Origin of the sequence: Nocardia coffeae (assembly GCF_019890715.1) — a bacterium.
Classification (GTDB): Bacteria; Actinomycetota; Actinomycetes; order Mycobacteriales; family Mycobacteriaceae; genus Nocardia; species Nocardia jiangxiensis.
On sequence record NZ_JAINZY010000001.1, the window covers coordinates 901,761 to 921,473 of the forward strand.

At 68.0% G+C, this 19,713-nt stretch carries 19 protein-coding genes; 7 read left to right on the forward strand and 12 right to left on the reverse strand.

The features are described from left to right. Positions 1–17: 17 nt before the first annotated feature. The 3 genes from K7711_RS03855 to K7711_RS03865 all read left to right on the forward strand — a co-directional run bounded on the left by K7711_RS03855 (position 18) and on the right by K7711_RS03865 (position 3,150). A complete protein-coding gene (locus K7711_RS03855) occupies positions 18–344 on the forward strand; it encodes a hypothetical protein (RefSeq protein WP_222964863.1) in 327 nt (108 codons plus the stop codon). A 566-nt stretch (positions 345–910) separates the two neighbouring features. After that, on the forward strand, positions 911–1,861 hold the full coding sequence (locus K7711_RS03860) for an SGNH/GDSL hydrolase family protein (RefSeq protein WP_222964864.1): 951 nt from the start codon (positions 911–913) through the stop codon (positions 1,859–1,861). Beyond that, positions 1,858–3,150, forward strand: a complete 1,293-nt coding sequence (locus K7711_RS03865; protein WP_222964866.1) for an acyltransferase family protein — start codon at positions 1,858–1,860, stop codon at positions 3,148–3,150. The genes K7711_RS03860 and K7711_RS03865 overlap by 4 nt, the downstream gene beginning before the upstream one ends. Before the next feature lie 326 nt (positions 3,151–3,476). Here the strand turns inward: K7711_RS03865 and K7711_RS03870 are convergent, their stop codons facing one another. From K7711_RS03870 to K7711_RS03915, 10 genes are all read right to left on the reverse strand, one after another. Next, positions 3,477–4,166, reverse strand: coding sequence for a winged helix-turn-helix domain-containing protein (locus tag K7711_RS03870; RefSeq protein WP_040828194.1), 690 nt, complete (start codon positions 4,164–4,166; stop codon positions 3,477–3,479). Next, positions 4,163–5,437: a sensor histidine kinase gene (locus tag K7711_RS03875; RefSeq protein WP_222964868.1), complete on the reverse strand. Its 1,275-nt coding sequence runs from the start codon at positions 5,435–5,437 to the stop codon at positions 4,163–4,165. The genes K7711_RS03870 and K7711_RS03875 overlap by 4 nt, the downstream gene beginning before the upstream one ends. 322 nt (positions 5,438–5,759) lie before the next feature. Beyond that, on the reverse strand, positions 5,760–7,811 hold the full coding sequence (locus tag K7711_RS03880) for a CocE/NonD family hydrolase (RefSeq protein ID WP_222964870.1): 2,052 nt from the start codon (positions 7,809–7,811) through the stop codon (positions 5,760–5,762). Between the two features lie 80 nt (positions 7,812–7,891). Then, a complete protein-coding gene (locus K7711_RS03885) occupies positions 7,892–8,632 on the reverse strand; it encodes a phosphoglyceromutase (RefSeq protein ID WP_222964872.1) in 741 nt (246 codons plus the stop codon). Positions 8,633–8,834: 202 nt separating this feature from the next. Next, positions 8,835–9,740: an ROK family protein gene (locus K7711_RS03890; RefSeq protein ID WP_222964874.1), complete on the reverse strand. Its 906-nt coding sequence runs from the start codon at positions 9,738–9,740 to the stop codon at positions 8,835–8,837. Positions 9,741–9,795: 55 nt separating this feature from the next. After that, positions 9,796–10,473, reverse strand: coding sequence for a nitroreductase family protein (locus K7711_RS03895; protein WP_222964876.1), 678 nt, complete (start codon positions 10,471–10,473; stop codon positions 9,796–9,798). A gap of 145 nt (positions 10,474–10,618) precedes the next feature. Next, on the reverse strand, positions 10,619–11,323 hold the full coding sequence (locus K7711_RS47305) for a cupin domain-containing protein (RefSeq protein WP_235746543.1): 705 nt from the start codon (positions 11,321–11,323) through the stop codon (positions 10,619–10,621). 112 nt (positions 11,324–11,435) lie between these two features. Beyond that, on the reverse strand, positions 11,436–11,933 hold the full coding sequence (locus K7711_RS03905) for a type III secretion system chaperone family protein (RefSeq protein WP_040828198.1): 498 nt from the start codon (positions 11,931–11,933) through the stop codon (positions 11,436–11,438). Between the two features lie 109 nt (positions 11,934–12,042). After that, complete coding sequence (mshA, locus tag K7711_RS03910; RefSeq protein ID WP_372460114.1) at positions 12,043–13,395, reverse strand: D-inositol-3-phosphate glycosyltransferase; 1,353 nt, start codon at positions 13,393–13,395, stop codon at positions 12,043–12,045. A gap of 106 nt (positions 13,396–13,501) precedes the next feature. After that, positions 13,502–14,326, reverse strand: coding sequence for an alpha/beta fold hydrolase (locus K7711_RS03915; RefSeq protein WP_222964881.1), 825 nt, complete (start codon positions 14,324–14,326; stop codon positions 13,502–13,504). 237 nt (positions 14,327–14,563) lie between these two features. Between K7711_RS03915 and K7711_RS03920 the strand changes: the two genes are divergently transcribed. Then, positions 14,564–15,298, forward strand: coding sequence for an SDR family NAD(P)-dependent oxidoreductase (locus K7711_RS03920; RefSeq protein WP_222964882.1), 735 nt, complete (start codon positions 14,564–14,566; stop codon positions 15,296–15,298). A gap of 48 nt (positions 15,299–15,346) precedes the next feature. On the opposite strand, the gene K7711_RS03925 is transcribed toward K7711_RS03920, so the two are convergent. Together K7711_RS03925 and K7711_RS03930 are read right to left on the reverse strand one after the other, a co-directional pair. After that, entirely contained in the window at positions 15,347–16,543 is a 1,197-nt protein-coding gene (locus K7711_RS03925; protein ID WP_222966641.1) for a L,D-transpeptidase, read from the reverse strand. 110 nt (positions 16,544–16,653) lie between these two features. After that, complete coding sequence (locus K7711_RS03930) at positions 16,654–17,745, reverse strand: UDP-N-acetylmuramate dehydrogenase (protein ID WP_222966643.1); 1,092 nt, start codon at positions 17,743–17,745, stop codon at positions 16,654–16,656. 41 nt (positions 17,746–17,786) lie between these two features. On the opposite strand from K7711_RS03930, the gene K7711_RS03935 reads away from it, so the two are divergent. The 3 genes from K7711_RS03935 to K7711_RS03945 are packed head-to-tail and all read left to right on the forward strand — an operon-like array spanning position 17,787 to position 19,706. After that, entirely contained in the window at positions 17,787–18,278 is a 492-nt protein-coding gene (locus K7711_RS03935; RefSeq protein WP_222964884.1) for a DUF2505 domain-containing protein, read from the forward strand. Positions 18,279–18,300: 22 nt separating this feature from the next. Further along, positions 18,301–18,816, forward strand: coding sequence for a DUF2505 domain-containing protein (locus K7711_RS03940; RefSeq protein ID WP_222964886.1), 516 nt, complete (start codon positions 18,301–18,303; stop codon positions 18,814–18,816). Next, on the forward strand, positions 18,786–19,706 hold the full coding sequence (locus K7711_RS03945) for a class I SAM-dependent methyltransferase (RefSeq protein WP_235746544.1): 921 nt from the start codon (positions 18,786–18,788) through the stop codon (positions 19,704–19,706). Before K7711_RS03940 ends, K7711_RS03945 begins: the two co-directional genes overlap by 31 nt. Positions 19,707–19,713 lie beyond the last annotated feature (7 nt).

Genomic DNA, 19,713 nt, shown 5'->3' on the forward strand with positions numbered 1-19,713 from the left:
TGTTAGAAACCACCGCCATGATGAGGAAACTGATCACCACCGCTCTGCTCACCGTCGCCGGCGCCGCGATCGTCGCCCCCGCGGCCCACGCCGACGACACCCGCGACTACAACGACGCCACCTCGAACTTCGTGCTCTACACCGATCCGGCCGCGATCAACGCCAAGACCAACGGCAAGCAGGTCGTCGCCAGCATCTACGGGACCAGCCACCCGATCTACTGCAAGGGCGCGACCCCCAAGGGCCCCTTCACCGACTGCATGCAGCACGACGACTTCGGCTGGTTCCACCTGAGCCAGACTCAACTCCCCCAGATCGGCACCGTCTGGGTTCACCTCACCTAGACCGCTACCGAATCCACGACACCCGACGCTCCCGGTGATCCGGGAACGCCGGGTGTCTGCGTATCGCTCCGGCTCGAATCAGCGTTACCGACAACACATTCCATCATCGAACCAGGTCACGGACCATGGAACCGCCGTCTTGTAGCGATTGTGGTTCCGGAGTTCGATATATGGACTATGAGCACGTTGAAAAAGGCTTCCAGCACACTATTGTTCGCCACTTCGGCGATTATCGGACTGGGTGCGCTCACCGGTTGTGACAACTCCGGTCACGGATCCACGCCGAGCAGCACGACCACCGTGGCGCCGACGGCGGCTTCCTCGACATCTCCCGCGAGCACCACGGCGACGAGTGCGCCTGTGCCCCCGGCCTCCTCGGCCCCGGCCGTCGCGCCGCCACCTCAGGCCACGCAACCTGAAGCGCCGCAGCCTCAGGCGCCACAACCTCAGGCAACGCAACCCCAAGCGCCGCAGACTCATCCGCAGACCGCCGCGCCGAAACCCGCACCGACACTGTCGGATCCCGGCTTCACTCCACGAGCCGGCTACTGAGGGCGCCCCGCACGATGCGAACGAATATCTTCACCGCGGCCCGCGGCCGCCTCGGCGGTGTCGTATTGGCCGCCTGCGCAACGTTGCTCGCCGTCGCCGTGAGCGGTCCGGCCCGAGCCGACTCGCCCACCGACAGCTCCGCGTCCCGTCCGTCGGGCAGTGAACTGGTCGTCATGGGCGACTCGTACACCGCGAACGGCATTCGCCTGGACGGTGATTCGAGGGACTGCAACCACGGACCCTCTGCGTGGCCGATACAGCTGAGCCGGCTGATGGGGATCGCCGGCACGCCGGACTTCGAGGACGTCTCGTGTTCCGGGGCGTCACTGCAGAGCCACACCGCCTACGACATCGTGTCCGAGGCACGCATCGCCGCGGCCGCGGGCGCGTTCGGTCCGCGGACCAAGACGGTGGCCCTGCAGTTCGGCTTGAACGACACCTGGGGGACCAGCAAGACGATGCTGTGGACGTCGATGGAGTCGTGCATATTCAACTTCCGCGACGGCTGCGGACCCGAGGCGGCGGCGCAGGGCCGGCTCGCCGACTTCCGAGCCATGACCGGGCAGGCGTACGCCGACCGGATCCGCGAGGTCGTCGACTACGTCCGCTATTACGCGCCGAACGCGCGCATCATCCTGGTCGGATATCCCGAACTGTTCCCGGCGCATTCGACGACCGTCTGCACCAGCGTGCTCGGTGTCGGCAACATCGTCCAGGACCGCGGCGCGGGCCTGGTGGATTACCTCGATCAGTTGCAGCAGGCCCAGATCGACGCCGCGAAGCTGATGGATCTCGAGTTCTTCGACGTCCGCGCGGTCACCGCCGGGCACGGCCTGTGCTCGACGCAACCGTGGCTGAACGGGTTCTTCGACCCGCGGGCCGACTTCATCGGCATCCCGTTCCACCCCAGCGCTCAGGGGGATTCGGTGACGGCGCACGCACTGTACCGCCGGATCTCACAATGACCCAGGTGCAGTCACCGCCGGTGGACACCCCTGCGGCGGATCAGCGACGGCATTCGGGGCGTCTGCCGTCGCTGACCGCCGCGCGGTGGTGGGCCGCCTGTGCGGTGTTCGCGGCGCATGCGCTGATTCTGTTGCCCGCCTACCCCTTTCAGAAGAGCGAACTGTTCCGGCGGATCCATCAGGACTTCGTGCCGATGCAGTTCGGCGCGGCGGGCGTGACGTTCTTCTTCGTGCTGTCCGGGTTCATCATCTACTGGTCGGCCGGACGCGGCGGTTCGGCGCTGGGTTTCTACCGCCGCCGGGTGCTCAAGATCTATCCGACGCACCTGATCGCCGCGGCGGTGTTCATCCTCGCGGCGAGCGTGCCGCTGCATCGCGTGGTGGTGTGGGTGCCGAACCTGCTGCTGGTGCACAACTGGGTGCCGAAGTGGAGCACGGTCGGCGGGCTCAACGTGCCGTCCTGGTCGCTGTGTTCGGAAATGCTGTTCTACCTGAGCTTTCCGCTGCTGCTGCCGCTCGTGCGGCGGATTCCCGCAGCGCGGCTGCTGTGGTGGATCGCGGGTCTGCTGATATTCGTCCTCGCGCTGCACGCGGCGTACCTGATCGCCTTCGACGGCCCGACCGCGATCGGCAACGTCTTCGCACCGCGACTGGTCGACGGTGACGTGTCACCGCACGCCGAACTGCACGCGGCCCGAATCTGGTTCGAGCAGCCGGACATTCCGGTGCTGCGCTCGTACTGGTTCAGCTACAACTTCCCGCTCTCGCGCCTGCCGGAGTTCTACGTCGGCGTGCTGACCGCTCGAATGGTGATCGAAAACCGTTGGCGCAACACGCGATTGACAATCCCGGTGCTCGCGGTGGCGCTGTCCTACCTGGCCACCTGGGTGGTTCCGGTGGACTTCAAGATGTCGGCGACCGAAGTCGGCCCGATGGCCGCGCTGATCGCCACGATGGCTGTCCGCGATCAACGCGGACCGTCCGCTCGCACCCCGTCCAGGCCGATGGTGTGGCTCGGCGAGATCTCCTACGCCTTCTACCTGATCCAGTTCCCGATCATGGTGCTGGTGACCAGATTCCTGATCGGCGGCCACCGATTCGGCCTGTGGGGCTGGCTGGGCTGCGCGGGCCTGTGCCTGCTCGGTTCGATCGTGGCGGCAGCAGCGATCTACCAGCTGGTCGACCTACCCCTGATGCGCCGTTTCGCACGACCGCGCACGAGAGCCTCGGCTGGTTCCACCCCTGCCGGGCCGAACTCCCCCGGATCAGCACCGGCCGGGTCCACCTGACCCAGGGCCGTAACACCCGACACTCCCGGTGAACCGGTAGTGTCGGGTGTTCGCGAGTCACATCCTGCTCGGAACGCGACCACTGATCCCGCGAGGACATGGGTAACTCCCCGGGAACGCCCGATGCCCGACCGCACTCCCAACCGCCGCCCCGAAGCACGAGTCGCCAGGCACCCCACGGCACGCTGAAGTCGCGGAGAGGCGGGCAAGCACATGGGTAACTCCCCGGGAACGCCCACAAGGCGACCACGTTCTCAACCGCCGGCCCGAACCTGAAGTCTCAACGCACCCGACGGCCCGCTGAAGTCGCGGAGAGGCGGAACCAGTCAGGCCTCGAGCTTGTATCCCAGACCGCGGACGGTGACCAGATGTTCCGGTTTGGCCGGATCCATCTCGATCTTCGAACGCAGTCGTTTGACGTGCACGTCCAGGGTTTTGGTGTCGCCGACGTAATCCGCGCCCCATACCCGGTCGATGAGCTGCCCGCGGGTCAGCACGCGACCGGAATTGCGGAGCAGATACTCCAGCAGATCGAATTCCTTCAGCGGCAGGGTCACCGGCTTGCCGTTGACCTGCACGGTGTGCCGATCCACGTCCATGCGCACCGGCCCCGCCTCGAGTACGGCGTTCTCGCTGGTGCCGTCCATCTCCTCACCCGCACCACGCCGCAGCACGGCACGGATCCGGGCGATCAGCTCCCGGGACGAATAGGGCTTGGTCACGTAGTCGTCCGCGCCCAGTTCGAGGCCGACCACCTTATCGATCTCGCTGTCCCGCGCGGTCACCATGATCACCGGCACGCTGCTGCGGATGCGCAGCTGCTTGCAGACGTCGGTGCCGCTCATTCCGGGCAGCATCAGGTCCAGCAGGACGATATCCGCACCGGAACGGTCGAACTCGGCCAGCGCGGAAGGTCCGTCGCCGACGACGGTGACCTCGAACCCCTCCTTGCGCAGCAGAAAGGCGAGCGGATCGGCCAGCGACTCCTCGTCCTCGACGATCAGCACACTCGTCATCGGGTTGCCTCCACACCGTTTGGTCTGGCTCGCCCCGCGGGGCGTGAGCCGGTTTCCTTCTTACCCGCCGGAGTTCCGGGGGGTGTTCTCTTGTCCGCGGCGGGGGCCGCACCGGCCCCGCCGCGGGCACTGTGATCCTCGGTCTCGACCGCGGGAATACGCAGCGTGAACGTCGAACCCGTACCCAGTTTGCTCCACAGGGTGATCTCGCCGTTGTGGTTGGCGGCCACGTGCTTGACGATAGCCAAGCCGAGTCCGGTGCCGCCCGTGGCGCGCGAGCGGGCTTTGTCCGCGCGGAAGAACCGCTCGAACACCCGTTCCTGATCCTCCTTGGCGATGCCGATACCGCGATCGGTGACCGCGATGTTGACATGACCGTTGCGCACCGCGCGGCTCACGGACACGTGCGAGCCGCGCGGGGAGTAGTTGATGGCGTTCTCCACCAGATTCGACAATGCCGTGACCAGCAGCGTCTCATCGCCCAGAATTTCCATCCCGCTGTTGGAATCGGTGCTGACGGTGATTCCGGCGGCCTCGGCGGCGGTGCGGGAACGCTCGATCGCGGCGTTCACCACGACGTCCACCTCCACGGCCTCGAGCTGCGGCAGCTTCTCCGCCCCCTGCAGGCGCGACAGGGCGATCAGCTCGGTCACCATCTTGCCCATCCGCCCGGATTCGGCCAGCAGCCGATTGCCGAAGTGCCGCACCGAATCCGGATCGTCGGCCGATTCCAGCAACGCCTCGGCGAGCAGGCTCATCGCACCGACCGGCGTTTTGAGTTCATGGCTGACATTGGCCACGAAGTCGCGGCGGGTGGCCTCCATGCGGGCGGTTTCGGAATCGTCGTCGGCGAACAGCACGACGAAATTGGATTCCCCGCGCGAGAGCGGCCGGGCCATTCCGCGCACGGCGATGCGGCCGCGGCCGGGCACCGGATTCTTCAGCGTCAGATCGAATTCCACGTCCTCGCCGGTGCCGATGACCTTCTCCACCGCCGCCCAGGCTCGCTCGTCCAGCAGCCGATTGCGGACCACGCCCAATTCCTCGGCGCGCGGATTGACCAGCACCACGTCGCGGTATTCGTCCACGACCGCGATACCGCTCTCGGAGGTGAGCACGATCAGGTCGAGGACCTGGGACATGGTCAGGCCGCTCTCGGCCTCGCGCCGCTGCGCCTGGCGAGCATTCACATACGGAATCAGCAGCCCGCCCACGGCCAGCCCGACGATGGCCGCGAGAACTGCCAGCAGCACGGCCTGGGGAACGCTCACACGTGAATCGTACGATCGCAGGCCGACACGGTGAGTGCCGGACGGCGAAGTTTCATGCAGGTCGCAGGGCATTACGACGGTGTTGGCCAGTCGTTCACGCGGTGTTTGTCGGCGGGTCGACAATCACCGGCCCGGCCGGGCCGCGCACCCCTTCGACGATGCCTCGGCCACATTGCGTTGCGGCACCGCACATCTGGAGAATGCGCGAAGCACGTGTGAACTCGTCCGTCACCCCGCTCGATGCTGTGACGGATTCGGCGGGGTGTGCCGCTTGTGAGGTTTACCTCTTTTGCCGCGATCGCGGATCATCCGGCGGTTCGGATCACCAACCGTCCGCACCGCGAACCGGGACGTTCACGAAACTCGGATTTCGGGGATCGAGCTGCACATGCTCGGGCCTCAGACCGGTGTCGATCAACATCGGCATGATCGGCAGGCTTTTGGGGAAGTTCCCGGCGAACACGTCCACCCGCAGGCGGTGTCCGGGAGCCAGCACCGCGCGGGTGGCCGGCAGCGCGATATCGAGTGTGGTCGGCACGCCCGGCACGGTCGGCTGACGCCGGTCCAGCGAGGTGTAGGCGCGCGGATCGGTGTAGTCGCCATTCGCCGAGCGGGAACTGTGCGCCTCGTCGACCTGCCGCAGCGAGGCCATCAACTGTCCGGAGGACAACACCGTCGACTGCCCGTCCGGGGCGACGTCGTTCAGCGTCGCCACCCAGTACCCGTCCGCGGCGTCCTGCACGGTCTCCAGATGTACCGCGACCGGACCGGAGATCGTCGTCGCGCCCGGGACCGGCGCGCTGGTGAAGGTCAGCGCACCGGTCTCGGCGATCCGGGCGTCCTTACCGCACGCGTCGATCACCGCCAGCACGCCCGCGGTGGCCTGCGCGGCATCGTTGGAGCACAGCGTCGTCAGGCCGGGCGCGACGGACATCCGGGTGGACTCGCCGGTGGGCGTCCCGCTCAGCGATCCGTCGTACACACTGGACGCGGTACCGCTTCGCCTGGCGGACAAGTACATTCGACGATACTTCGCGGCCTCCTCGGCCGGGGCCGACGGACCGAAACCGCCCTGGGTGACCCAACCACCGCCCTGTTCGCGCAACGTCACCGGGCCGTAGTGATCGATGCCGTTGTCGATTCCCTTGAGCCACTTGTCGAACCACGCGCGCTGCAACACGTCCAGGCGCGGCGGCAGACCCGGCTTCCCGGATTCACTACCCGAATTGAGGTGATAGGTGTTGCCCATCAGCAGCTGCTTGTGCCCCGGCGCGAGCGGAATCTCGTTGTAGATCTTGGATTCCGAATACGTGAACAGATCGTGCCAGCCGCCGGTGACGAAGGTCGGGATGGTGATCCGGCTCGGATCACCCAGCCACGCTTGACGTTCGGTGGACACGTCGGTGAGCATCTGGCGCACCCGCGGATCCAGATCCTGCATGCGCGTTCGGGTGTAGGCGCTGATCAACACGTCCATGTAGGTGAACGGATCATCGATGCGGTCGTCGAGCCACCTCGTGTCGAACTTGCCGGTCACCAGCGATTGCAGATCCGGAACCCATTTCAGGCCGTTGATCGCGCTGAGCCACAACGGAATGAAGTTGAATCCGAAGCCGCCGCCGGGCGCGAGCACGTCGTTCACGAGGTCGCTGCCCGGCACCACCGGGAAGATCGCCTTCAACGCGGGCGGATGCCGCTGCGCGGCCTGCACCTGGTTGATGCCCGAATAGGACAGGCCGTTCATTCCGACCTTGCCGTCGGACCAGGGCTGACGCGCGGCCCAATCGATCGTCTCGACGGTGTCCTGCTGCTCGCGTTGCCGCAGCATGTCCCAATCCCCTTGGGAGAAACCGGTTCCGCGCACATCGACCACGACCTGCGTGTAGCCGCTCTCCACCAATTTGCGGTCCACCGCGAAGTTGCGCAGTTCGCCGCCGCCGAACGCCTTGGTCAGATCGGTGATCCCGGACAGCGGGGTGCCGGACAGATCGATCTGCCGGAACAGATTCAGCAGCGCATCGGACAGTCCCGGAATCGAACCCGCGTGATCGGCCAGATTCGACACCAGTTTGGTGTACGGAGTCATGTTGAGCACGACCGGCGTTCGCACATCGATGGGATGTCCGGCCGGATCGGCGGGACGGTACACGTTGCCTTTCAGCACCGTGCCGTCGCTCATCGTGATCGGCACATCCCAATCGATGTGGATGTTCGGATACTGCTGCGGACCGTCCTCGGCGGCCGTCCAGGCGGCGCCCGCGGCGCCACCGTCGGGCCCGGTCGATTCGGGCGCCGCCGAGGACGTTCCGGCGAAGAAGGGCAGGGCAAGGGTGGCTGCGGTCAACACGACTGCGGCACGGAACGCGTACTTCATCGGACGTGATCCACCTCTCGATCGAACGAAACGAGCGAGAGTTTACCTACCGGTCAGTAAGTTGCAACCACCGGTTACTGTTACTTGTTGCCGCCCTGGCTCGCCACGGCCGCCGCACCCGCCGCGGCCGCCTCCGGATCCAGGTACTCGCCCGCACCACTCGGGCGCAGATTCTCGTCCAGCTCGTAGCGCAGCGGGATGCCGGTCGGGATGTTCAGCCCGGCGATGTCCTCGTCCGAGATGTCCTCCAGATGCTTGACCAGCGCGCGCAGCGAATTACCGTGCGCGGCAACGAGAACCGTCTTGCCGGTGCGCAGCTGCGGAGCGATGTCCGACTCCCAGTACGGCACCATCCGGGCCACGACGTCCTTCAGGCATTCGGTGGCCGGAGCCTCGATACCGGCGTAGCGCGGATCGCCGTCCTGGCTGAATTCGCTGCCCGGCTCGATCGGCGGCGGCGGGGTGTCGTAGCTGCGCCGCCACAGCATGAACTGGTCGTCGCCGTACTTGTCCCGGATCTCGGCCTTGTTCTTGCCCTGCAACGCGCCGTAGTGCCGCTCGTTGAGCCGCCAGTCCCGGATCACCGGAATCCAGTGCCGGTCCGCGGCGTCCAGCGCCAGATTCGCGGTGCCGATCGCCCGCCGCAGCAGCGAGGTGAACACGATGTCGGGCAGGATCCCCCGCTCGGCCAGCAGCTCCCCCGCCCGCCGCCCCTCGGCCACACCCTTCTCGGTCAGGTGCACATCCACCCAGCCGGTGAACAGATTCAGGGCATTCCATTCGCTCTCGCCGTGGCGCAGCAACACGAGGGTGTACGTCATGCGGCCCATCGTAGCGGTGGCGTTTACGGGGCTCCCCCGCCTCTCCGCGGCTCCCCCGCCGCTCCGTGCCTTCAGCGGGCCGTCGAGTGTCCGAAGACTTCCGCTTCGGGCCGACAGTCGAGAGCGCGGTCGGGTTCTGGGCGTTCCCGGTGCGTTACCCATGCACTCGCGAAATCAGCAGGTGCATTCACCCTGCCAGGTCTCAGTCGTGAACGTCGACACCGGCATGTTCGGTGGCCAGTACTGCCGCGCCCACCAGCGTGGCGCCGTTGGTGATCTGGGAGTGGACGACGCGCAGGTCGTGTAGGAAGCCGAGGCGGGCGTGCTCGGCGATGGCCGCTCGCATCGGATTCCACAGCGGCTCACCCGCTTCGGCGAAACCGCCGCCGATGACGACGCGATCGATGTCCAGTAGTGCCGCGGCGGACGAAATCGCTTGGCCCAGAGCGGTTCCGGCGCGTTCGAGGGCCGCGAGGGCGATCGCGTCACCGCCGTGCGCGGCCTGGGCGAGTTCGATGCCCGAGCGGCCGGTCCAGCCGTGGTCCCGGGCCCAGCGCACCGAGGACATACCGCTGGCGACGGCCTCGACGCAGCCGATACCACCGCAGCCGCACGGCTCGCGGGAGCCGGGGACCACGATGTGGCCGACGTGTCCGGCGTTGCCGGTGCGGCCGAGGGCGAGCTTCCCGTCGGAGATGATCCCGCCGCCGATGCCCGAGGACACCGTCATCGCCAAGCCGTCCCGCACCCCGCGCAGGCCGCCGATGTGATGTTCGGCCAGCGCCAGGCAGGCGCCGTCCACCGCGAGCCGCACCCCGGCTCCCGGGAACAGCTCGCGCACCGCGTCCACCAGTGCGAACCCCGAACTCCACTCGGGGATGTTCAGCGGCGAGGTCGTCCCGGACCGCACATCCACCGGCCCGGCGGCCCCGATCCCGACCGCGCCGACCCGCTCCTGACCTGCCACCTCGAGCAGCAACTCGCGGCAGGCGTCCCACACCCCCTGCTTCGGCACCGCGATCTGCCGCACATCCCGAACCCGCTGCCCCGCATCCACGACCCCCGCGGCGAACTTCGTCGCCCCGATATCCAACGCCACACTGATCACAGCCCGAAATCCTCGCACCCCGGACCCGTCCGCGGCAGGGAAACCGCGTTGTGGATCAGGCGGTGAAACCCGGGCCGTCGAAGCGGTCGAGGGTGGTGAAGTTCTCGACGGCCGCGCGGCGCAGTGTGGTCGGACGGCGCACGGGGTGCCCCAGAGCCAGTGCGGCGGCGACCGCGAATTCGTCGGGCACGCCGAGCAGAGCGCGGACCTGCGGCTCGTGCCGGGTGAGCATCGTGGTCATGACGCCGCCCAGACCGCGGTCGCGGGCGGCCAGCAGGATGTTCCAGGCGAAGGGGTAGATCGACGCGCCGCCGACCAGGGTGTACCGGTCCAGATCGCGATCCGGGGCCGCGAGGGCGCGCAGATCGGCGAGCAGCACGATCAGGACGGGCACCTCGTGCAGTTGTTCGGCGAACGCACCCCGCTTCGCGGCGCTGGCGGGCGCGTCCTGCAACGCCCGCGCCTCGGCCTCCCGATCGGTGACCGGAGCCCACGCCACCAGCCCGGCCCGCCCCATCGCTAGGTACTCGTCCCACCCCGGCAGATACAGATCCCGCAACCCGAGCCGCACCTGCGGATCGCGCACCACGATCGCCCGCCACCCCTGCCGGTTACCGCCGCTGGGCGCGAAACGGGCGTCGTCGAGAATCTCGTAGACCACACGATCCTCGACCACCTCATCGGTGAATTCCCGAACCGCGCCCGTACTCCGCATTGCATCCCTGAGTTCCATGCGCCCATTGTCGATCGCCACGCCGCGCAACCGACCGTGAACCCACGCAACATCTGATTTCTCGAGAACATGGGTAACTCACCGGGTACGCCCAACAGGTGACCCACTGCGCAACCGTCGGCCCGAAGCCGAAGCCTCGCAGTACTTACGGCCCGCTGAAGTCGCGGGGAGGCGGAGGAGTCGGCTCCGCGTAGCCGCTCGCCCCTGCCCAGTCGATCACCACGCACGCCTCCTCGCCGAGCACCCACGCGTCGTGTCCGGGTGGGCAGAACAGGAAATCGCCGGGGCCGATGTCCTTCTCGGTACCGTCGTCCATCCGGATCCGCAGCCGGCCGGATACGCAGTAGCCCTCGTGCAGGGCCTGGCAGCTCTCGGTTCCGGCAATCGGCCCGACGTGTCGCGACCAGTGCCAGCCCGATTCGAACACGGCACGACCGACCGGGCCGTGCGGTGTCTCGACCACATCCATTCGGCCGGCTCCGGCTTCGAAGGGCCGGGTTTCGTCGGGGGCGTCCAGACTCTTCACGAGCAGGGTGGGCGCCTGTCCGTCGGACATGTCGTCCTCGCGCAGCAGATCGAGATTGCGGAAGATCGCCGGGCCGTCACACAGCTCCGCCAATTCCTCGGCGAACCGCGTCGTCTCGGGAAGGTCGGAGTTCCGCATCGCCTCGGTGTAGGACGGGAATTCGACCATCTGCAGGTAGGTATCGACCCGGTCGCGATCCTTGGTCTCCATGCCGTGCACTGCTGTGCGTTTGCCCGCCGTCGCGGCGAGCCAGGCGTCGAGCTTCTCGTTGAACTCGTCGATATGGGTGGTCGTGAACTCGATTGCCTGAACGAACTTGGTCATCGCGGGGACTCCTCAGCGAAAAGGCACCCCGCCCAGGATCATACTCCGAGTCCGCCGCATGAATGCCGAGAAACAGCTCGCGGCCGGTCCGATCCGCGCCCGGTGGCGGACCTCAGGAATCCTCGGCGTCGACCAGGTGCTCGAAGGCACGCAGATTCTTCAGCGACTCCCCCCGCGACACCCGCCATTTCCATTCGCGCCGAATGGATTCCGCGAAACCGAGTTCGAGCAGGACGTTGAAGTCCGCGTCGACGGCCTCGAGGATCTGGCCGAAGATACGGTCCAGTTCGTCCTCGGTGACCGCGTGGGTGGCGATACGGCCGACCAGGTAGATATCGCCCACCCGATCCAGGGTGTAGGCGACGCCGTAGAGCCGGCGGTTGCGGCGCAGCAGGAATTTGTAGACGCCCTCGAAATTCTCGTCCGGTTTGCGGCAGACGAAGGATTCGGTGCGCACCCCGTGCTTGCCGACGGTCAGCATGACGGTGGTCTTCAGTTTGCGCTCACCGGGCAGCACCACGACGAACGTCTGCTCACCGTCGCGGGTGTACTCCACCTCGCGATCGCGCAGGGTCCGCTCGATCAGTTCCGCGGTCTCGGCGGCGCTCACCGGGCCGCCCCGCTCACCGCACGTCCACTCCCGACTCCGCCTCGCTGCCGCTCGGCTCCGTCGTGCGCGGGGGCACGCTGTGCCGATGGTTCGCTCCGCTGCGCTCCACTCACGTGCGCACCACTCCCATCCGTCGCCGCCACAATGCCCGCGACCTGGTCTGACCCCCCTCGCCCAGCACCGTACCCGCCAACCGCGAGCGCACCCCCCGATGACTCCACAGTGCCTCGGCATAACTGTCCAGCAGTCCCTCGGCGGTGTGCTCCCAGGAGAATTCGGTGGCGTGTTCGGCGGCCGCGGCGCCCATCGCGCGCAGACGTCGCGGATCGTCCAACATCGAGCGCAGCGACGCGGCCCACTCGTCGGTGCGGTGACCGGACACCAGCAGACCCGAAACCCCATCGCGCACAGCGGTTCCCAGTCCGCCGACGTTCGCGGCGAGCACCGGGGTACCGCTGGCCTGCGCCTCGATGGCGACCAGGCCGAACGATTCGTTGTAACTGGGCACCGCGACGACGTCCGCGGCCCGGTACACCTGCACCAGCCGCTGCGGGGCCTGCGGCGGTAGGAAGGTCACCCGGTCCGCGATGCCCAGCGAGGCGGCGAGTTCGATCAACGCGTCGGGGCGTTCGAGTCCGGTGCCGGACGGGCCGCCCACGATCAGCACCCGCAGCGCGCGGCCGGGTTCCTCGCGCAGCACCTGCGCGGCGGCGTGTACCAGCACGTCGGGGGCCTTGAGCGGCTGGATCCGGCCGACGAAGGCGACCACCTGCTCATCGGGAGAGATACCCAGCTCGGCACGGGCGGCGGCCTTGTCGCCGGGACGATAACGCGCCAGATCCGCACCGGGCAGCACCACATCGATGCGCTCGGGATCCGCCCCGTACAGCTCGACCAGCTGCCGGGCCTCCTCGGCGGTATTGGCGATCAGCCGATCGGTCTCCTCGACGAGCTGACGTTCGCCGATCTCCCGGGCCTTGGGTTCGGGGGCGTCGCCCTCGGCGAGATAGGCGTTCTTCACCGCGGCGAGCGTGTGCGCGGTGTGCACCTGCGGCACCCGCCAGCGATCCCGGGCCAGCCAGCCGACCTGCCCGGACAACCAGTAGTGCGAGTGGATGAGGTCGTAGTGGCCGGGCAGCTGCCGGGCCTCCTGCCGCAGCACCTCGGCCGCGAACGGGCACAGTTGCGTGGGCAGATCGTGTTTGTCCAACCCCTCGAACGGTCCCGCGACCACATTGCGCACCAGTACGCCCGGTGCGGCCTCGACCACCGGTTCGTCGCCCGAGGAGGTCGCGCGGGTGAAGATCTCCACCTCGACCCCGCGCCGCGCCAGCTGAATCGCGGTCTGCAGCACGTAGACGTTCATCCCACCCGCGTCGCCGGTACCCGGCTGCGCCAGCGGCGAGGTGTGCACCGATAACACGGCTATCCGATTCGGCCGTACATCCGCGCGTTGACTCACCACCTTTCCAGTGTGCACGTCCCGTGCCGCGCGCCGATGCGGCCTGGACCTCCAAGTGAGAGTCGTCACAATACGTTCGCCGACATTCCGCGCGGCAGTTGATCTTTCAGTCGAGCGATTCGACGAATGCGGTGACCTCGGTGACGAAACGCTCCGGGTCCTCGATGAACAGGCCGTGCTGCGCGCCGTCCCAGTAGGAGGTGCGCACGTCCGCGGCGGCCTCGGCGATGTAGCGGCCGTTGTCGATGGGCACCACCGGATCGGCGGTGCCGTGCAGGACCAGGACCGGGACGTCCAGGGCGCGCAGCATCGCGGTGTTGTCGACGCTGCGGTAGAACAGCGCCTTGCGCACCCGCGGCGCCGTGGACAGACTGCCGCCGAACAGGCGTTGCGCATCGCCGCCCTTGTCCCGCGCGGTACCGGTGTTCGCACTGCCGAAGGCCGCGAATCCGCGCATCGCCTTCCCCGCGCTCTCCTCGAACACGTCGGGAATCGCTTTCTGCATGGCCGGACCGGGTTCCGCGCCGGGCACCCCGCGCCCGATCCCGGCCTGCGAACCGCAGTACACCACGCCGGCCACCGCACCCGTGCCGTGCACCGCGAGGTAGTCGCTGAGCACGATCCCGCCGTAGGACCAGCCCAGCAGCACCGCCCCGGTCTCGACGCCTTCCGCCGCCAGCACCGCCGCGACGTCGGCGGCCCAGTTCTTCGGATCGTCGTACCCGCTCTGGGGCGCGTCGGAATACCCGTGCCCGCGCAGGTCGACCGCGATCACCCGGAACCGCCGGGCCAGCTCCTCGCCCGCGACACCCCAGTTCCGCAGATTCCCCGCCCACCCGTGCAGCAGAACCAGCGGTCGCCCGCCCTCGGGCCCGCTCACCCGATAGACGATCCCGGCCCCGTCCGCACTGACAACTTCCCGAATACCCATGCTCGCCCGCCTCTCCGCGACTTCAGCGTGTCGTGAGTGCCCGAAGACTCGCACTTCGGGCCGACAGCTGGGAACGTACCCGGGCTTCGGATCGTCCCGAGAAGTTACCCATGCGCTCACGAAATCAGGAGTTGCGAAACGTCACTCGGGGTGCGGGTGCGGATTCGCCGAGCGGACGACACTTCCTCCGACAGCGGCCGGGATGCTGGGCAAACCCGGGGCACATAAGCTTCGGGTATGAGTACTCGTAGTGCTGTTGTTACCGGGGCCAGTTCGGGGATCGGCGAGGCTACCGCCCGTGAGCTGGCGAAACAGGGGTACCACGTGTACGTGGGGGCGCGGCGGGTGGATCGGCTGGAAAAGCTCGCGCAGGAGATCGGCGGGACGGCGCTGGCGCTGGACGTGACCGACGACGAGTCGGTGCGGGCGTTCTGCGACGCGGTGGAGCGGGTCGACGTGCTGGTCAACAATGCGGGCGGGGCCAAGGGGCTGGCCACGGTGGCCGAGGCGGATCTGGACGACTGGCGGTGGATGTGGGAGACGAACGTGCTGGGCACGTTGCGGCTGACCAAGGCGCTGCTGCCGAAACTGATCGCCTCCGGTGACGGACTGATCGTCACCGTCACCTCGATCGCCGCCTTCGACACCTACGACAACGGGTCGGGCTACACCTCGGCCAAACACGCCCAGGGCGTCCTGCACCGCACGCTGCGCGGCGAGCTGCTCGGCCAGCCGGTGCGGCTCACCGAAATCGCCCCGGGCGCAGTGGAAACCGAGTTCTCCCTGGTCCGCTTCGACGGCGACACCGACCGCGCCGCGAAGGTCTACGAGGGCATCGATCCGCTACTGGCCCAGGACATCGCCGAGATCATCGCGTTCGCCGCGAGCCGCCCGGCCCACGTCGACCTGGACACCATCGTCGTGAAGCCGCGCGACCAGGCCGGGCCCGGCCGCTTCTCACGTAGCTCCTGAGTTGTACGGCAGCACAACAGAATTCGGATACCGCCCGGACCGCAGGGCTCAGTTACCTCCGGGCGGGCCGGGCGGGACCGGCGTCGCGGAGACGACGGGTGCGGGCTGACCCTGCAACGCGGACATCGACTGCCACTTGTCCCAGGAGATCGTCCAGTCGTAGATGTCGCCGTCGGCGGCCGACAGGGCGATGGAGGTGCCGGTGACCTCGACGGGGTCGCCGTACAGAGCGGTCGGGAAGTACTTCTGCGCGTCGGCGGTGCTGAGGTTGATGCAGCCGTTGGTGACGTTCGAATTGCCTTGCGCCCCAGCGGACATCGGGTTCGCGTGGATGAACTCGCCGTTGTTCGAGATGCGCACGGCCCACCGCTCGCGGGCATTGGTGTAGAACGGCGGATTCGACATCGTGAAATCCTCGTACTTCTCGGTCACCACGTGGATGCCCGAGCGGGTCACGTTGCGCGTCTCGTTGCCCTCGCCGTAGCTGCACGCGAAATCGAACAGCGTCGCACCGTCCCGGATCACCTGTACGCGGTGCGTCGAGGCGACGCCCTTGACGATCTGGCTGCGGCCGATCTTGAACGAGGAGGTCAGATCCGAGTCGCCGAAGTTGCCGCCGCCCATGTTCAGCCCGTACAGCTTGGCCGCGAAATCGACCGTCGTCCCCGGGGCCCAGTACTCCTTGGGCCGCCAGTGCGCCCGCGACCCGCCGTTGTCGTCCGGCAGCCACGCCCAGCCGCCCTCGGTGGGCGGATTGGTGGTGACGGTGAACGACTTCTCGGTGGCCGCCTTGTCCGTCACATGACCTTTGAACTGCAGCATGATCGGTGCGGCGATGCCGACTTCCTGGCCGTCGCCGACGTTCACCGTCGCGGGCACGGTCTTCTTCGGCGAGAGCGTGGTGAACTTGCCGTCGATCGCGACGGGCTTACCGTCCGTGCCGACCGCGGTGCCGGACCAGCTGTAGGTCACGCCGTAACCGAGCGGTTCGCCGATCTTGTAACTGGTCTTGTCGGGGGAGAGCGTCCCGTCGACCTGCTTACCGTCGGCATTGCTCAGCGCGATCTGCTTGATCGTGCCATTGGCGACCTTGGCCGAGATCGGCGCGACCGGGCTCACGTCGGCGGCGCCCGCGCCCGGCTCGAAGGTCATCTTCGCGACCGGAGCCTTCTGCTGCGGCGAACTGCCCCCGCCACCATCGCTCGAACATCCCGCCACGAACGCGGCCGCCGCCAGCTGAGCCATCCCCGCGAGCGCGACGCGTCTGCTGGTAACTCTTCGAATGCTCACTTCCGCGAATCTACCGCGTAAGTTTTCCGGCTCCGACCGAGTTTCGGGTGGTTCGCGCCACGCTCTCAGAGTGTCGAGCCCACGATCACCGGCTCGGGTTCCAACCGGATCCCGAAGCGTTCCGCGACGCCGTCGCGCACGGCACGAGCCAGCTCGAGCAGGTCCGCTGCGCTCGCATCACCCCTGTTGGTCAGTGCCAACGTGTGTTTGGTGGACAACCGGGCGCGAGCCGGAGTACCCGGATATCCCTTACCGAAACCGGCCCTCTCGATCAACCAACCCGCGGAGAACTTCACCCCTGCTACCGACGGGTAGGCGGGCACTGTGACATCCCCCACATACTTCGCAATCGCGGCACGCACCTCGGCCTCCCGCTCGGGCGGCACCACCGGATTGGTGAAGAACGACCCGGCGCTCCAGGTGTCGTGGTCCGCGGCGTCGAGCACCATTCCCTTGCCCGCACGCAGCCGCAACACCGCCTCGCGCACCTGCTGCGCCGGACGGGTTTCCCCCTCGGCGGCATCCAGCGCGGCGGCCAATTCGCGATAGTTCAGCGGCGCGCTGCGCCCGTCGGGATTCAGGGCGAACTCGACGGCCAGCACCACCGACCGGTCACTGTGCTTGAGCATCGAGGTCCGATAGCCGAAACCGAGTTCCTGCGGTGCGGCCCAACGAATCTCGCCGGACGCGCGATCCAGCAGCCGCACCCGCCGCAACAGCTGCGCCACCTCCACCCCGTACGCCCCGACGTTCTGCACCGGCGTCGCACCCGCCGACCCGGGAATCCCGGAAAGGCATTCCAGCCCGCCGAATCCGGCCGCGACGCTCGCCGCGACCACCTCGTCCCACACCGCGCCCGCCTCGGTCATCACCCCGTCCGCGCCGAATTCGATTCCGCGCGTGGCGATCCGGACCACGACCCCGCCGAATCCGGCGTCGTCGATCAGCAGATTCGACCCGCCCGCCAGCAGCAGCGCCGGCACTCCGGCCGCGTCCAGCGTGCGCACCGTCGCGACCAGCGCCTCGACGCTCTCGCAGTCGGCGACCGTGGCCGGGCCGCCGACCCGCAACGTGGTCAGCCCGGCCAGCGGGACCGAATTGCGCACCCGCGCACCGGTTGCGGCCAGCAGTTCGGTCACGTCCTCGAACGGCACCACCTGAGATGTACGCACAGTCACAGACGGTAGCCTGTTCGACCATGGCGACACCTCTGGCCTTCACCGCGAACTACCAATTCTCGACCGCGGCCGTACGCGCGGCGTTCGCGGACGAGCAGTACTGGAAGGACCGTCTCGCCGAGGTCGGCGGGCCGGACGCGCGCCTGGAATCCTTCGAGTACGACGGCGAACAGCTGCGTGTGGCGATGGTGCAGTCGATCCCCGAGGCCGAGCTGCCCACCGCGCTGACCTCGGTACGTCCCGGCAATCTGGTCATCCCGCGCACCGAGACCTACTCCGAATCCCAGGAGGCCGGTGTTTTCGAGGCCCATGTGGAGGGTGCGCCCGCGGAGGTGCGTGGCACGGTCACCCTCAGCGGTGACGACACGCAGGTGCGGGCGGTCGTCGAGGGCACGGTCGCGGTGAGCGTGCCGCTGTTCGGCAAGAAGATCGAGGCAGTGGTCGCTGAGAAGTTGCTGGAGCTGCTCGCGGCGGAGGCGGAATTCACCAGTACCTGGATCGCGAACCGCTGAGCGACCAGTAACCTAACTCCCCATGCCCCGCCGACTCGCCTACTCAGCCCGTTATCCGCTGCACACCACCAAGGAGGTGTACGCGGCGTTGTCCGACCGCGCGTACTGGGATGCGCGGATGGCGAAGATGCGCGAGTACTCCCCCAACGAGGTGGTCTCGCTGGAGGCGGGCGACGGCGGCATCGAGGTGGTGCTCGAGCACGTCCTGCCCCGGCACATGCTGCCCGACCTGGCGCAGACGGTGATGCGCAAGGACATGACCATCACCCGCACCGAGACGTACGGCCCGTACGGTCCCGAGGTCGACGGCGAGTTCGGCGCGACGATTCCGTCCGCGCCCGGCACCCTCGACGGCAAGATGCACCTGTTCCCCACCGACACCGGCTGCACGCTGCGCACCACGCCGACGGCGCGGGTGAGCATCCCGCTGCTCGGGCCCAGGCTCGAACAGCTGATGCTGATCAACCTGATCGACCTGCTGCGCGCCGAGGCCGAATTCACCACGCAATGGCTGGAAGAGCAGAACCCGACGAGCTGAGGGGGCCGGGATCGGTCGGCTCGCTCGCGCCCGGTGGCCCGGCGGGCGCATCCCGCAGACCACTCGGCACGTCCGGCAGACCGGTCGACGCGTCCGGTAAGGCACCCGGCGCATCCGGTAGACCGCTGGGCGCGATCACCCGGGGCACGACCGGGATCAACCGGTTGCGGCGCAGCGATCGCTGGCTGATCCACGACGACCTGGTCCGCACCCGTGTCCGCGACGCCGACGACCCCCTCGTGGTCGACCTCGGGTACGGTGCGAGTCCGGTGACGACCCTGGAGCTGGCCGCGCGGCTGCGCCGGGTGCGCCACGACGTGCGGGTGGTCGGACTCGAGATCGATCCCGAACGCGTCGTGCCCGGCCGGGACGGGGTGCGCTTCGCTCGCGGCGGTTTCGAACTCGCGGGTCTGCGCCCGGTGCTGGTGCGCGCGTTCAACGTGCTGCGGCAGTATCCGGAGGAGGCCGTCGCCTCGGCGTGGGACACGGTCCTGGGCGGCCTCGCGCCCGGCGGCCTGCTACTCGAGGGCACCTGCGACGAACTCGGCCGCCGCTGCGCCTGGGTGCTGCTGGACCGTTCCGGCCCGCTCTCACTCACCCTGGCCTGGGATCCGTTCACCGTCGAGCGTCCCTCGGACCTGGCCGAACGCCTCCCGAAGGCGCTGATCCACCGCAACGTCCCCGGCGAGCCGATCCACACCCTGCTCACCGCCGCCGATCGCGCCTGGGCGCATGCCGCCCCGCTCGCCCCCTACGGCCCGCGTACCCGCTGGCGACGGACCGCGGAAATCCTGCGCGAGAACGGATTTCCGGTTCGCCCCTACCGCCGCCGCATGCGCGACTGTGTACTCTCGGTGCCCTGGCACGTGGTCGCGCCCGCAAAAGCTTGAAGCACAA

Excerpts from the sequence above, each read along its gene's own strand:
- K7711_RS03855 (WP_222964863.1), top strand. The coding sequence starts at position 18 with ATGATGAGGAAACTGATCACCACCGCTCTGCTCACCGTCGCCGGCGCC.
- K7711_RS03860 (WP_222964864.1), top strand. The coding sequence starts at position 911 with ATGCGAACGAATATCTTCACCGCGGCCCGCGGCCGCCTCGGCGGTGTC.
- K7711_RS03865 (WP_222964866.1), top strand. The coding sequence starts at position 1,858 with ATGACCCAGGTGCAGTCACCGCCGGTGGACACCCCTGCGGCGGATCAG.
- K7711_RS03870 (WP_040828194.1), bottom strand. The coding sequence starts at position 4,166 with ATGACGAGTGTGCTGATCGTCGAGGACGAGGAGTCGCTGGCCGATCCG.
- K7711_RS03880 (WP_222964870.1), bottom strand. The coding sequence starts at position 7,811 with ATGAAGTACGCGTTCCGTGCCGCAGTCGTGTTGACCGCAGCCACCCTT.
- K7711_RS03885 (WP_222964872.1), bottom strand. The coding sequence starts at position 8,632 with ATGACGTACACCCTCGTGTTGCTGCGCCACGGCGAGAGCGAATGGAAT.
- K7711_RS03895 (WP_222964876.1), bottom strand. The coding sequence starts at position 10,473 with ATGGAACTCAGGGATGCAATGCGGAGTACGGGCGCGGTTCGGGAATTC.
- K7711_RS47305 (WP_235746543.1), bottom strand. The coding sequence starts at position 11,323 with ATGACCAAGTTCGTTCAGGCAATCGAGTTCACGACCACCCATATCGAC.
- K7711_RS03915 (WP_222964881.1), bottom strand. The coding sequence starts at position 14,326 with ATGGGTATTCGGGAAGTTGTCAGTGCGGACGGGGCCGGGATCGTCTAT.
- K7711_RS03920 (WP_222964882.1), top strand. The coding sequence starts at position 14,564 with ATGAGTACTCGTAGTGCTGTTGTTACCGGGGCCAGTTCGGGGATCGGC.
- K7711_RS03925 (WP_222966641.1), bottom strand. The coding sequence starts at position 16,543 with ATGGCTCAGCTGGCGGCGGCCGCGTTCGTGGCGGGATGTTCGAGCGAT.
- K7711_RS03935 (WP_222964884.1), top strand. The coding sequence starts at position 17,787 with ATGGCGACACCTCTGGCCTTCACCGCGAACTACCAATTCTCGACCGCG.
- K7711_RS03940 (WP_222964886.1), top strand. The coding sequence starts at position 18,301 with ATGCCCCGCCGACTCGCCTACTCAGCCCGTTATCCGCTGCACACCACC.
- K7711_RS03945 (WP_235746544.1), top strand. The coding sequence starts at position 18,786 with ATGGCTGGAAGAGCAGAACCCGACGAGCTGAGGGGGCCGGGATCGGTC.